We start from the raw sequence: 13,358 nt of genomic DNA, 5'->3' as shown, positions 1-13,358 counted from the left end.
CCCATGACTGCAGGCACCCCCATCTCGCTCGGCATGCCGTCCGCACCCCCGCCGGTCCTCGCGCCGCGGCGTCCGACCCGCAAGATCAGGGTGGGCAAGGTCGAGGTCGGCGGCGACGCCCCGATCTCGGTCCAGTCGATGACGACTACCCCGACGACCGACATCAACGCCACGCTGCAGCAGATCGCCGAGCTGACCGCCTCCGGCTGCGACATCGTCCGGGTGGCCTGCCCCAGCCAGGACGACGCCGACGCGCTGCCGGCCATCGCCCGCAAGTCCCAGATCCCGGTCATCGCCGACATCCACTTCCAGCCCAAGTACGTCTACGCGGCGATCGACGCCGGGTGCGCCGCCGTCCGGGTCAACCCGGGCAACATCCGCAAGTTCGACGATCAGGTCAAGCAGATCGCCCAGGCCGCCAAGGACGCCGGGGTCTCGATCCGCATCGGCGTCAACGCCGGCTCCCTGGACAAGCGAATCCTGGACAAGTACGGCAAGCCCACCGCCGAGGCCCTCGTGGAGTCGGCGGTCTGGGAGGCCAGCCTGTTCGAGGAGCACGACTTCCACGACTTCAAGATCTCGGTCAAGCACAACGACCCCGTCGTCATGGTCCGGGCCTACGAGATGCTCTCCGAGCGGGGGGACTGGCCGCTGCACCTGGGCGTCACCGAGGCCGGGCCCGCCTTCCAGGGCACCATCAAGTCGTCCGTGGCCTTCGGTGCGCTGCTGTCCAAGGGCATCGGCGACACCATCCGCGTCTCGCTGTCCGCGCCGCCCGTGGAGGAGGTCAAGGTCGGCAACCAGATCCTGCAGAGCCTCAACCTGCGGCCGCGCAAGCTGGAGATCGTCTCCTGCCCGTCCTGCGGCCGTGCCCAGGTCGACGTCTACACGCTGGCCGACGAGGTGACCGCGGGCCTGGAGGGCATGGAGGTGCCGCTGCGGGTGGCCGTCATGGGATGCGTGGTCAACGGGCCCGGGGAGGCCCGCGAGGCGGACCTGGGGGTGGCCTCCGGCAACGGCAAGGGCCAGATCTTCGTCAAGGGCGAGGTCATCAAGACCGTGCCGGAGTCGCAGATCGTGGAGACGCTCATCGAGGAGGCCATGCGGATCGCCGAGGAGATGGAGTCCCGCGGCGAGCTGGAGGACAGCGGCGGGTCCCCCTCGGTCCAGGTCGGCTGACCCGGGGCCCCGGCACCCGGTAGCGTGCCGTCATGGCCCCGGACCCGATCAGCCCCGACACCGCCCGGAGGTCGACCTGGGACGACGGGTGCACCGTCTGGCACCTCGTGGACCGGTCCGACCTGTCGGTGGTGCAGGAGTCCCTCGCCGCCGGCAGCGCGACCCGCACCCACGCCCACGACCGCTCCCGGGAGTACTTCCACGTGCTGTCCGGCCGGGCCGTCGTCGCGGTCGGGCCCCGGACGACCGAGGTGACGGCCGGGTCCGGCATCGAGATCCCGCCCCGGGTGCGCCACCAGATCCGCAACGAGACGGACGAGGAGCTGCTCCTGCTGGTCGTCTCCGCGCCCAAGGTGACCTCCGGGCGCCACGCCCACCGGGCGCGGCCGTTGCGGCGCGACTACGGCGGTGTCGTCGTCGGGTCCTACCTGCGCCCCACCAGGCCGGGTGACCTGGACACGGTCGTGGAGATCGAGAGCGCCCAGGACACCGGGCAGTGGCTGGGCGAGGGCGGCCGCGAGTGGCACGAGCAGGTGCTGCAGGCCCCGGACAAGGAGCACTGGGTGCTGGTGGACCGGCTGGACCGGGTCGTGGCCTTCGGCATCCTGGCGGCCCTCGACCGGCCCGACGAGGTCGAGCTGCGCCGGATGGTCGTGGCCCCCGAGGGACGGGGCCAGGGTCTGGGGCGGCTGCTGCTGCGCCAGCTGCTGGAGCATGCCGCGGGGCGCCCGCACGTGCGCCGGGTCTGGCTCGACGTGGGCGCCGACAACGCCCGTGCCCGCAGCCTCTACCGGGCCTCGGGTTCGTGGAGCGGGAGGCTCCGCCCGGGGCGGTCCTGCTCGAGAACGGCCTCTACATGGAGTGGTGCCCGGACGGCCGCTGAGGTCGGCGCGGGCCCCGGGTGCCCGGCGCCACCGCATACCCTGAGGACATGGCCCCGCCCGCCCCGCCCGTCCGCCAGCTCGTGCTCGTGGACCTGCTCTCCCTCATGCTGGCGACCGGTCCGGGGCGACGGGTCGTCGTGGCCGTCGACGGCCCGGACGGGGCGGGCAAGACCCACCTCGTCCACGAGCTGGTCGCCCTCGCCGAGCACGTGGCGGGACGTCAGGTGCTGGCCGTCTCGGTCGACGACTTCCACCACCCGCGGGCGCTGCGCTGGGCGATGGGCCGGGACGCCCGGACCCACTACGAGGACGCCTTCGACTACGCCGCCCTGCGGGAGCGGGTGCTCCGGCCGTTCCGGGACGGTGGACCCGTCGTCCCGGCCTCCTGGGACCTGGCCCAGGACCGGCCGCTCGACCCCGACCCCGTGCACCCGGGCGAGGACGCGCTGCTGCTCGTCGAGGGGGTCTACCTGCGCCGCCCCCAGCTGGTGGGGGAGTGGGACGCCACCTGCCTGGTGACCGCCCCCGCCCGGGTCACCGTCCCCCGCGGCAACGCCCGGTTCCCGGACCGACGGTCCCCGGGGACGACGACCCCGCCCACCCCGCGAACGCGCGCTACACCGGGGGCCAGGCGCTCTACCGGCAGCAGTCGCGGACGGCCCCGCCGACGTGGATCGTCGACAACACCGACCTGGCGCGGCCCGAGATCATCGTCCCCGACCCCGACGAGCCGCAGTGGTTCGAGCAGGGGTGAGCCGCCGGGTCAGCCCTGCCCGCCGCGCGGCTCCAGCTGCTCGGTGTCCTCGTCGACCCAGTCGAAGGTGCGGGTGACGGCCTTCTTCCAGGTCCGGAACAGCCGCTCCCGGTGCTCCGCGGGCATCTGCGGGCTCCACCGGTGGTCCTCCCGCCAGCGGGACGCCACGTCCTGCGTCCCCTCCCAGAACCCGACGGCGATGCCCGCGGCGTAGGCCGCCCCGAGCGCGGTGGTCTCGGTCACGGCCGGGCGCACCACGTCCAGGCCGAGGATGTCGGCCTGGAACTGCATGAGCAGCTCGTTGCCCACCATGCCGCCGTCGACCCGCAGCTCGGTGACCGGGGTGGCCGCGTCCGCGTCCATCGCCTCGACCACCTCCCGGGTCTGGTATGCCGTCGCCTCCAGCGCGGCCCGCGCCAGGTGGTGCCGGGTCACGTAGCGGGTCAGGCCCACGATCGCGCCGCGCGCGTCGTCGCGCCAGTAGGGGGCGAAGAGGCCGGAGAAGGCCGGGACGACGTAGCAGCCGCCGTTGTCCCCCACCTCGGCGGCCAGCTCCTCGATCTGCGCGGACTCGGCGATCAGCCCCACGTTGTCCCGCAGCCACTGCACGAGCGACCCCGTCACCGCGATCGACCCCTCGAGGGCGTACACGGGGTCCTGGCCCTCGAACTGGTAGCAGACCGTGCTCAGCAGCCCGTGCTCGCTGGGCACGATCTGCGGGCCGGTGTTGACGAGCAGGAAGTTGCCGGTGCCGTAGGTGTTCTTGCTCATCCCCGGCTCGAAGCAGGCCTGGCCGACCATGGCCGCGTGCTGGTCGCCCAGCAGCCCGGCGATCGGCACGCCCAGCTTGTCGCTGGTGCCGTAGACCTCCGAGGAGGTGCGGATCTGCGGCAGCATCGGCAGCGGCACCCCCATCGCGTCCGCGACCTCCTCCGACCAGGTCAGGGTGCGCAGGTCCATGAGCATCGTGCGCGAGGCGTTGGTGACGTCGGTGACGTGCACCCCGCCGTCGGGCCCGCCGGTGAGGTTCCACACGAGCCAGGAGTCCATGGTGCCGAAGAGCAGGTCGCCCGCCTCCGCCCGCTCGCGGGCACCGGGCACGTGACGCAGGATCCAGGCCACCTTCGGGCCGGCGAAGTAGGTGGCCAGCGGCAGCCCGCAGATCTCCTTGAACCGGTCGGCCGCGCCGGGCTCGTCGGACCCGGCCAGCTCGGCGACCAGGCCGGCGGTGCGGGTGTCCTGCCAGACGATCGCGGGGTGCACCGGCTCGCCGGTGTGCCGGTCCCACACCACCGTGGTCTCGCGCTGGTTGGTGATGCCGATGGCCGCGAGGTCCTTCCCGGTGAGGTTGGCCCTGCCCAGCGCCAGGCCGATCACCTCGCGGGTGCTGCTCCAGATCTCGACCGGGTCGTGCTCGACCCAGCCGGCCCGCGGCAGGATCTGCCGGTGCTCCTTCTGGCCGACGGAGACGATGCGTCCCCCGTGGTCGACGACCACGGCCCGGGTGCTCGTCGTGCCCTGGTCGACCGCCAGCACGTGCCCGGCGGCGGCCCCGCTCACGACGACCCGCCCGCGGTGCCCGGCGTGGCCGCCGCCGGCTCGCCGCGCAGCACCCGGTCCCGGGCGGCCAGCGCGGACAGGTCGTCGGGCTGACTCGCCGCGGCCTCGTCCGCCCGGACCCGCCGTTCGTAGTCCGCGAGCTCGCGGGCCGCCTTGTCCTCGCCCCAGCCCAGCCACTGGACGGCGATGTCGGCGATCTCCGCGGCCGCGGCCAGCCCCTTGCCCGCGGCCTCGTAGTAGAGCCGGGTCCGGCGCATCATGATGTCCTCCAGGTGCAGCACACCCTCGCTGATGCAGGCGTAGGCGATCTCCGCCCGCAGGTAGGCCGGGGCGTGCTCGAGGGGCAGGGCCAGGGAGGAGTCCTCGGCGATGAGGTCGAGCAGCTGCTCGACGAGGGAGCCGTAGCGGTGCAGGAGGTGGTCGGTCATCTGCTCGTCCCAGCCGAAGCGGTCGCGCAGGGCCGGCATGCGCCGACGCATCGCGCCCTCGCCCACGGCGCCCACGAGCGGGATCTGGGTGGTGATCGAGGGCAGGTCGGCGGCCCGGTCGCCCAGCGAGAGGTCGACCGCGTCCGCCGCCACCACCCGGTAGGTCGTCAGCTTGCCGCCGCCGACCACCGTCAGCCCGGGCACGGGCGAGACGACGGTGTGCTCCCGGCTGATCTTGGCCGAGTCGGGCTCGCCCCGGGTCCCGGGCTGGAGCAGCGGCCGCAGCCCGGCGTACCAGCCCAGCACGTCGTCGCGGGTCAGCCGCGTCGTCAGCACGGTGTTGGCGTGGTCGAGCACGTAGTCGATGTCGGTGGCCGTGGCGACCGGATGGCGCAGGTCGCCGTGCCAGGGGGTGTCGGTCGTGCCGATGATCCAGTATCGCGACCACGGGATGAAGAACAGCACCGAGCGCTCGGTCTGCAGGAACAGCCCCTGCGACCCGCCGATGCGGTCGCGGGGCACGACCAGGTGGATCCCCTTGGACGCCATCACCCGCAGCCCGCCGTCGGCACCGGCCAGGCCGCCCACCTCCTCGGTCCAGACCCCCGTCGTGGAGATCACCTGGTGGGCGCGCACGTCGACCTCCTCCCCGGTCTCCTCGTCGCGCACGCGCGCCCCCACGACCCGGTCGTCCTCGCGCACCAGGTCCAGGACGCGGCTGCGGCTGGCCACCTGCGCGCCGTAGGTGTGCGCCGTGTGCACGATGGTGGTGACCAGGCGGGCGTCGTCGACGGTGGCGTCCCAGTAGCGGACCGCACCCACCGCCCGGCCGCCGCGCAGGTCGGGGAAGGCACGGTGCAGGCCGCGCCGGGTCGTGTGCTGGTGCACGGGCAGGGCGCGCTGGCCGGGGAGCACGTTGGCGAGCAGGTCGTAGAGGGTCACCCCGGCGCCGTAGTAGAGACGCTGCCACCAGCGGTGCTCGAGGGGGATGAGGAAGGGCATCGGCTTGACCAGGTGCGGCGCCAGCGTGCGCAGGAGCAGACCGCGTTCGGTGAGCGCCTCGTGGACCAGGTGCAGGTCGAGCATCTGGAGGTAGCGCAGGCCGCCGTGCACCAGCTTGGTCGACCACTGCGACGTCCCCGAGGCCCAGTCCTCGGCCTCCACGAGGACCGTGGACAGGCCGCGGGTGGCGGCGTCCAGGGCGGTGCCGGCACCGGTGACCCCGCCGCCGACGACAAGGACGTCGACGGCCCGACCGGGACGCCCGCTGTCCCGCAGGACCTGCCACGCCTCGTCGCGCGACCGTCCGGTGAGGGCCTTCGGCTGCATGGGACCACCTTCTCCTGGGTCTGGGGCACCACTTTCTCACCCCGCGCCGACGCACCGTCCACCCGGGCCCGCCGTCCCCGGGCGGGTCCCCCTCGCCCGGCGGCACGGCATACGGCACGCTGGGGGGCATGTTGCGCGGCCTGTCCCCCGTGCGGGCCTACGGCAGGTCCGACGTCCAGGCTGCCCTCGAGGTGTGCGCGCAGGACCCGGTGACCAACGTCTTCGTCGCCGCACGCATCCAGGAGACCGGTCTGGCCGGGACGCGGGGACCCCTGTTCGGCTACGAGACGGGCGGGGAGCGCGCGCTGTGCTGGTGCTCGGCCAACGTCGTGCCCGTGGAGGCCGACGGGCGGGCGATCGCGGCCCTGGCCGGCAAGGTGGTCAAGCGCCGCACCTGGGCCAGCTCGGTGTTCGGGCCGGCCGACCAGGTGCTCGACCTGTGGGGCCGGTTGGAACGGCAGTGGGGCCCGCCCCGCGAGGTGCGGCGCACGCAGTACGTCATGACGACCAGCACCCCACCGTCGCTGGCCGGCGTGCCCGTGGACCCGGACGTCCGCCCGGCCCGCGCCGACGAGCTGGACCTGGTCGTTCCCGCGGCCACGGCGATGTTCACCGAGGAGATCGGCTACCCGCCGTACCAGGGCAGCGGGCTGTCCTACCGGCAGGGGATCGCCGGGCTGATCGAGCGGGGCCACTCGCTCGTGCGGGTCGAGGACGGCCGGGTCGTGTTCAAGGCGGACCTGGGGTCGGTCGCGCTCGGGGTCGCCCAGGTCCAGGGCGTGTGGGTCCACCCCGACCTGCGGGGGCGCGGGGTCGCCGTGCCCGCGATGGCCGCGGTGGTCGAGCACACCCTGCGGCACGTGGCACCCACCGTGACCCTCTACGTCAACGACTTCAACGAGCCGGCCGTACGCACCTACGCCCGGGTCGGGTTCGAGCGGACCGGGACGTTCGCCACCGTCCTGCTCTGAGCCGTGAGCTCTGCGGCCGGCGGCCGGCCCGTCCCGCCGGCACCTCTCGGAATGCCCAGCGCCCCGGGGGCGTTGGCTGCCTGCGGGCCGTGCGGCCCTCCACCGGCGAGAGAGGACCTGCGTGACCAGCACCACCGCCCGCCCGGCGGCCCCGACGTCGGCCCGGAGCGCGGAGATGCCCGAGGGGGCGCCCCGGCTGATCGGGCTGCTCGTGGCCGCGGCCTTCGTGGTCATCCTCAACGAGACGATCATGTCGGTCGCGCTGCCGGAGCTGATGGCGGAGTTCTCCGTCGGCGCGGCCACCGCGCAGTGGCTGACCACGGCCTTCATGCTCACCATGGCGGTCGTGATCCCGGTCACCGGCTACCTCCTGACGAGGCTGAGCCTGCGCACGGTGTTCGTGACGGCGATGTCTTTCTTCAGCCTGGGGACGCTGGCCGCCGCCCTGGCCGTCAGCTTCCCCCTCCTCGTCGGTGGGCGGGTCGTCCAGGCGGTCGGGACCGCGCTGATGATGCCGTTGCTGTTCACCACCGTCCTCAACGTGGTGCCCGCCTCCCGGCGGGGGCGCACGATGGGCGTGATCTCCATCGTCATCGCGGTGGCCCCCGCGGTCGGCCCCACCGTCGGCGGGATCGTGCTGGACGTGCTGACCTGGCGCTGGATGTTCTGGCTGGTCCTGCCCGTGGCGCTGACCGCGCTGACCGTCGGCGCCGTGCTCGTGCGGAACGTGACGACCCCCCGCAGGGTCCCGCTGGACGTGCTCTCGGTGGTCCTGTCGGCCGTCGGCTTCGCGGCCACGGTCTACGGGCTCAGCAGCATCGGCTCCGCCGCGGAGGGGACCGCCGCGGTCCAGCCGTGGATCCCGCTCGTGGTCGGGCTGTCCGCGCTCACCCTCTTCGTGCTGCGCCAGACGTCGCTGCGGGACGCTGCGCTGATGGACGTCCGGGCATTCACGACCCCGGCCTTCAGCCTCGCCGTGGCGCTCGCGGCGGTGACCATGATGGCCCTGTTCGGCACGCTCATCCTGCTGCCGATCTACCTGCAGAACGTGCTGGGCCGCTCCACGCTGGAGACCGGCCTCGCCCTGCTGCCGGGCGGTCTGGTCATGGGGCTGCTGGGGTATGTCGTGGGCCGCACCTTCGACCGGACCGGGCCGCGGCCGCTGGTGCTGCCCGGGGCGGCCGTCGCCTCCGCCGCGCTGTGGGGGATGACCACGACGTTCGGGCCGCAGACCTCCCTGACGACCGTGGTGGCCTGGCACGTGGTGCTCAACACCGGCCTGGCCCTGATGTTCTCCCCCCTGATGACCAACGCCCTCGGGTCCCTGCCCCGCCGGCTCTACCCGCACGGCAGCGCGATCGTCGCCACGATGCAGCAGGTGGCAGGGGCCGCCGGCACGGCGCTGTTCATCACGGTGATGACCACCGCGCAGGTCGCCGGGGCGGAGGCCGACGCCGACCCGACGGCCGCGCTGATGGCCGGCGTGCACGCCGCGCTCCTGGCCGGGGCGCTGGTGTCGCTGGCGGCCGTGGCGGGCAGCCTGTTCGTCCGCCGGGCCGAGCCTCCGGCCGAACCGGTCGACGCCGCCTGACCCGTTCGACCGGCCGGGCTCAGCCGGCCAGCCGCTCGTGGAGGAAGGCCCAGGCCAGGGCGTGCCAGGTCGCCCACTGCGCCGCGGTGCTCGCCCCGCCGTGCCCGCCCTCGGTGTTCTCCCAGTAGGTCACGTCCCGTCCGTGCTCCTCGAGGAGCGCCGCCATCTTCCGGGCGTGGCCGGGGTGCACCCGGTCGTCCCGGGTGGACGTGGCCAGGTAGACGGCGGGCGTCGGGCGCGAGGGGTCGAGGCGCTGGTAGGGGGAGTAGGTCCGCAGCCACTCCCACTGCGCGGGGTCGTCAGGGTCGCCGTACTCCGCCGTCCACGACGCCCCGGCCAGGAGCAGGTGGTAGCGCCGCATGTCGAGCAGCGGCACCTGGCAGACGACGGCGCCGAAGTCCTCCGGGTAGCCGGTGAGCATGTTGCCCACGAGCAGCCCGCCGTTGGACCGGCCGGTGCAGCCGAACCGCTCCACCGAGGTCACCCCCCGGGAGACGAGGTCGCGGGCCACCGCGACGAAGTCTCGTAGGCCCGGTGCCGCTCCGGTCCCAGGGCCGCCCGGTGCCAGCGCGGCCCGAACTCGCCGCCGCCCCGGATCCCCGCGACGACGTGGACGTGGCCGGAGGCGAGCCAGGCGCGACCCACGACCGGGTCGTAGGCGGGGGTGAGGGCGTGCTCGAAACCGCCGTAGCCGTGGAGGACGGTGGGCGTGGTGCCGTCCAGGGGCAGGTCTGCCGGACCGACCTGCCAGTAGGGCACCCGCGTGCCGTCCGCGGAGGACGCCCAGTGCTGGGACACCTCCAGGCCGGTCGCGTCGAACCGGGCCGGGGCGGCCTTGAGGGTCTCGAGAACCGTCCCGTGGCCCCCCGCGCCCAGGTGCGCCACCGACAGCTCCATCGGCTCGAGGAAGCCGGTCGTGACCACCCACAGGTCCTCGCTGCGGTGGGCCTCGACCGCGGAGACGCTCACGGTGCGCAGGTCCACGTCGAGAGCCCCGGTGAGGTCCTCGGCGGTCCAGGCCCCGTCCGGTGCGGGGGAGTGCACCTGCACGGTATGCCGCACGTCGACGAGCGCGGTCGTCACCAGGTGCGAGGCGGTCCAGGTCAGGTCCACCAGCGCGGAGCGCTCGTCGGGGACGAAGACGGCCGACCAGTCGGCGTCCCCGCGGAGGACGTCGTCGAGGGGGGCCACGAGGAGGCTGCCCTGCGTCCAGGTGCCTGCCCCGTCCGCAGGGGTCCAGTCCTCCCGCAGCCGCAGGGCCACGTGGTCCTGGTGGACGGAGACGTCGGCGCTGGTGGGCACCGGGAGGGTCACTGGCCCGTGGTCGGTGAGCACCATCGTCTCGGAGGCGTAGAAGGCGACCGCCCGGCGCAGCAGGGTGCGCCCGAGCTCCTGGTCGTGCTCGACGAACAGCCCGAGGTCGTCCTCGCCGACGGTGTGCACGACCTGGGCCTGCTCCACCGGCGTGCCACGCTCCCAGAGGCGCACCGTCCGCGGGTAGCCGGACCGGGTCGCGCCCGTGGGGTCCGCCGCGGTGGTGAGGTAGACGTGGTCCCGGTCGCGCCAGGCGAGCCGGCCCTTGGCCTCGCCCTTCGTGAAGCCCTCCGGGGCAGGGACCCACTGCAGCGTGGTGAGGTCCAGCTCCCGGGTGGTCCCGGCGTCCGAGCCGCCGCGGGACAGGTGCACGAGGGCCCGGTCGTGGGTGGGCCGTAGGACGCTCGCCCCCTGCCACGCCCACGGGACGTCCTCCTCCCGGGCCAGGGCGTCGACGTCGAGCAGGACCTCCCACTCGGGGTCGGGCGTGCGGTAGGACTCCCAGGTGGTGCGACGCCATACCCCGCGGGGGTGGTCGGCGTCGGTCCAGAAGCCGTAGAGGTGCGCACCCACCTGCCCGACGAGGGGGATGCGGTCGGGCGCCTCGAGCGCCTGCTGCAGGCCGGCGTGCAGGGAGGCGTAGAGCGGGTGGGCGCGCAGGCAGTCCTCGGCGGCGGTGCTGCGCGATGCCACCCAGGCCATGGCCTCGGGCGACTCGACCTCCTCGAGCCAGCGGTGGGGGTCCTGCCCCGTCGGGTCGGGGGTCGTGGGTGCCTGAGTCATGGCCATACCTCATCACAGGGTCGCGGTGCGAGGGTCCAGGCCCGCGGAGGGTTAAGGTATGTCCGGTCCATCCACCACCGTGCATAGGTATGCACCGAGGAGGTCGAGTGTCCCCGCTCCGGCGCCGCGTGCCCACCTGGGCCGAGCTGCGTCCGCTCGTGCGGGTCGAGCGTCCGACCCTCCGTCGGACGGAGGCGGCTCTCGCCCGGGCGGCCACCATCGAAGACCTCCGCCGGCTGGCCCGGCGGCGCACCCCGCGCGCCGTCTTCGACTATGTCGACGGTGCGGCCGAGAGCGAGCTGTCGTTGACCCGCTCCCGGCAGGCCTTCGCCGACGTCGAGTTCCGTCCCCGCGTGCTGCGGGACGTGAGCCACGTGGACGCCGGGGTGGAGCTGCTGGGGGTCAGGAGCCCTGTCCCGGTGGTTCTGGCGCCGACCGGCTTCACGCGCATGATGCACACCGAGGGCGAGTGGGCTGTGGGGCGGGCGGCCGCGCGTGCAGGCATCCCCTACACCCTGTCCACCATGGGCACCGTTTCGGTCGAGGACCTGGCGACCGACGTCCCGGACCTCCAGCGGTGGTTCCAGCTCTACCTGTGGAGGGACCGGGACGCCTCTCGTGCCCTCGTGCGGCGGGCGGCGGCCGCCGGTTACGGAACCCTCGTGCTGACCGTCGACACGGCCGTCGCCGGCCAGCGGCTGCGGGACGTCCGCAACGGGCTCACGATCCCGCCCGCACTGACCGCCAGCACGCTGGGCGGGATGGCACTGCACCCGAGGTGGTGGGGCAACCTGCTCACCAGCCAACCCATCGAGTTCGCCTCCCTGACCTCGTCGGGAGGAACGGTGGCGGACCTGGTGGACCGGATGTTCGACCCCGCCGTGACCCGCGAGGACCTGGCCTGGCTGCGCGAGGAGTGGTCCGGACGGATCGTCGTCAAGGGAGTGCAGCACCCCCAGGACGCCATCGACCTCGTCGCTGCCGGCGTGGACGGGCTTGTGGTCTCCAACCACGGTGGTCGTCAGCTGGACCGCGCCGTCGCCCCTCTCGACCTCCTGCCAGAGATCCGTGCGGCGGTCGGCCCGGACCTGCCCCTGCTCATCGACGGCGGCGTGCTGAACGGCGCCGATGTCGTGGCGGCGGTCGCCCGCGGCGCGGACGCGTGATGGTCGGGCGGGCCTACCTCTACGGGCTGATGGCTGGCGGCGAGCCCGGCGTCGACCGTGCCCTGGAGATCCTCGCCACCCAGGTGTACCGCACCCTGCGGCTGCTCGGCGCGACCCGGCTCGCCGAGCTCGCCCCGGAGCACGCCCTCCCACGACAATCCCCGCCCCAGCTCCACCACACCACCCCCCGGAGGAACGCATGAACCGCACCATCACGTCGCTCGCCCTCACCAGTGCGCTGGCCCTGACGCTGACCGCCTGCGGCAGCGACGACGGTGGCGACACCGGCGCCGACGCCGGTGGAGCCGCCACCGGGGGCGAGGCCGGTGGCCTCGTCGGCACCGGCACCGGTGACGACTGCACCATCGAGGAGTCGGTGCCCGTGGGCGCCGCGCTTTCCCTGACCGGTGCGGCCGCCTCCTACGGCGAGTCGCAGCAGAAGGGCCTGGAGCTGGCCGCCGAGAAGCTGGGCGAGAAGGACGGGGTCACCTACGACCTGACGATCGAGGACGACGGGACCGACCCCCGCCAGGGCATCACGGTCTTCGAGCAGTTCACCCAGGACCGGAGTGTCATCATCGGCCCCACCCTGTCCAACGGCGCGTTCCAGGCGCAGCCGATCGCCCAGGAGGCGGGCGTACCGGTCGTGGCGATCTCCAACACCGCCGAGGGCATCACCGCCCAGGGCGACCACATCTTCCGGGTCTCGCTCACCGAGGCCCAGGTGATCCCGCAGACGGTCGAGGTGTCCACCGAGGAGTTCGGGCTGGAGAAGGTCGTCGTCATGTACTCCAACGACGACGCCTTCACCGAGTCCGGCTACGACGTCTTCGCCTCGGCGCTCGAAGACCAGGGCCTCGAAGTTCTCGACACCCTCACCTTCTCGAAGGCGGACACCGACTTCCGCGCGCTCCTCACCGAGGCCAAGGCCGCGGACGCGGACGCGATCGTCGTGTCGGGCCTGATCGAGGCGGCGATCCCGCTGGTCACGCAGGCGCGTGAGCTGGGCATCGAGGTGCCGATCATCGGCGGCAACGGCTTCAACAACCCCAAGCTGATGTCCGACGCCGGCGAGGCCGCCGAGGGCGTGGTTGTCGGCGCCGCCTGGAACTCGGCCTCCGAGGGCGAGCTCAACACCGCCTTCCTCGCAGACTTCGAGGAGAAGTACGGCCACCAGCCCGATCAGTTCGCGGCACAGGCCTACACCGGTCTGATGGTCATCGACGAGGCCGTCCGTGCCGCCTGCTCCGGCGAGCCGGACGCCATCAAGGAGGGCTTGGGCGGCGTGCAGGACGTGGAGACCGTCCTGGGCACCCTGTCGATCAACGACGACCGCGACGCCGAGCACCCTGCTGTGGTGCAGGTCGTCGAGGGTGGCGCCTTCACGCCGCTGAACTGA

The 13,358-nt window shown here is 73.4% G+C and carries 10 protein-coding genes and 1 pseudogene; 7 read left to right on the top strand and 4 right to left on the bottom strand.

Going from position 1 to position 13,358, the window contains the following annotated elements; genetic code table 11:
• The first annotated feature begins 3 nt into the window (after positions 1 to 3).
• Genes ispG through BJF81_RS11175 form a run of 3 tightly spaced genes read left to right on the top strand, consistent with a single transcriptional unit; the run spans position 4 to position 2,817 of the window.
• Entirely contained in the window at positions 4 to 1,179 is a 1,176-nt protein-coding gene (ispG, locus tag BJF81_RS11185; protein WP_075958402.1) for a flavodoxin-dependent (E)-4-hydroxy-3-methylbut-2-enyl-diphosphate synthase, read from the top strand.
• A 32-nt stretch (positions 1,180 to 1,211) separates the two neighbouring features.
• Positions 1,212 to 2,582 (top strand): GNAT family N-acetyltransferase, encoded by a 1,371-nt coding sequence (locus BJF81_RS11180; RefSeq protein WP_075958401.1) that lies wholly within the window; start codon positions 1,212 to 1,214, stop codon positions 2,580 to 2,582.
• Positions 2,560 to 2,817: a hypothetical protein gene (locus BJF81_RS11175; protein ID WP_075958400.1), complete on the top strand. Its 258-nt coding sequence runs from the start codon at positions 2,560 to 2,562 to the stop codon at positions 2,815 to 2,817. Before BJF81_RS11180 ends, BJF81_RS11175 begins: the two co-directional genes overlap by 23 nt.
• Positions 2,818 to 2,826: 9 nt before the next feature.
• Here BJF81_RS11175 and glpK read toward each other — a convergent pair whose 3' ends face one another.
• Entirely contained in the window at positions 2,827 to 4,377 is a 1,551-nt protein-coding gene (glpK, locus tag BJF81_RS18650) for a glycerol kinase GlpK (protein ID WP_075958399.1), read from the bottom strand.
• Positions 4,374 to 6,134 (bottom strand): glycerol-3-phosphate dehydrogenase/oxidase, encoded by a 1,761-nt coding sequence (locus BJF81_RS18645; RefSeq protein ID WP_075958398.1) that lies wholly within the window; start codon positions 6,132 to 6,134, stop codon positions 4,374 to 4,376. Before BJF81_RS18645 ends, glpK begins: the two co-directional genes overlap by 4 nt.
• 128 nt (positions 6,135 to 6,262) lie before the next feature.
• On the opposite strand from BJF81_RS18645, the gene BJF81_RS11160 reads away from it, so the two are divergent.
• Together BJF81_RS11160 and BJF81_RS11155 are read left to right on the top strand one after the other, a co-directional pair.
• Positions 6,263 to 7,105, top strand: a complete 843-nt coding sequence (locus tag BJF81_RS11160; RefSeq protein ID WP_075958397.1) for a GNAT family N-acetyltransferase — start codon at positions 6,263 to 6,265, stop codon at positions 7,103 to 7,105.
• Between the two features lie 175 nt (positions 7,106 to 7,280).
• Positions 7,281 to 8,696, top strand: coding sequence for an MDR family MFS transporter (locus BJF81_RS11155; protein WP_083664179.1), 1,416 nt, complete (start codon positions 7,281 to 7,283; stop codon positions 8,694 to 8,696).
• A 19-nt stretch (positions 8,697 to 8,715) separates the two neighbouring features.
• On the opposite strand, the gene BJF81_RS19690 is transcribed toward BJF81_RS11155, so the two are convergent.
• Complete coding sequence (locus BJF81_RS19690) at positions 8,716 to 9,207, bottom strand: prolyl oligopeptidase family serine peptidase (protein WP_237770197.1); 492 nt, start codon at positions 9,205 to 9,207, stop codon at positions 8,716 to 8,718.
• A complete protein-coding gene (locus tag BJF81_RS11150; protein ID WP_237770196.1) occupies positions 9,177 to 10,793 on the bottom strand; it encodes a S9 family peptidase in 1,617 nt (538 codons plus the stop codon). The genes BJF81_RS19690 and BJF81_RS11150 overlap by 31 nt, the downstream gene beginning before the upstream one ends.
• Here BJF81_RS11150 and BJF81_RS11145 point away from each other — a divergent pair.
• Positions 10,697 to 12,162, top strand: a pseudogene (locus BJF81_RS11145) (alpha-hydroxy acid oxidase). The gene BJF81_RS11150 and the pseudogene BJF81_RS11145 sit on opposite strands and share 97 nt — an antisense overlap.
• On the top strand, positions 12,159 to 13,358 hold the full coding sequence (locus BJF81_RS11140) for an ABC transporter substrate-binding protein (protein ID WP_075958395.1): 1,200 nt from the start codon (positions 12,159 to 12,161) through the stop codon (positions 13,356 to 13,358). The pseudogene BJF81_RS11145 and the gene BJF81_RS11140 overlap by 4 nt, the downstream one beginning before the upstream one ends.

The sequence above is a fragment of the Ornithinimicrobium sp. CNJ-824 genome, from assembly GCF_001942405.1.
Taxonomy (GTDB): domain Bacteria; phylum Actinomycetota; class Actinomycetes; order Actinomycetales; family Dermatophilaceae; genus Ornithinicoccus; species Ornithinicoccus kibberensis.
This window is presented reverse-complemented; position numbering and strand designations above follow the sequence as displayed.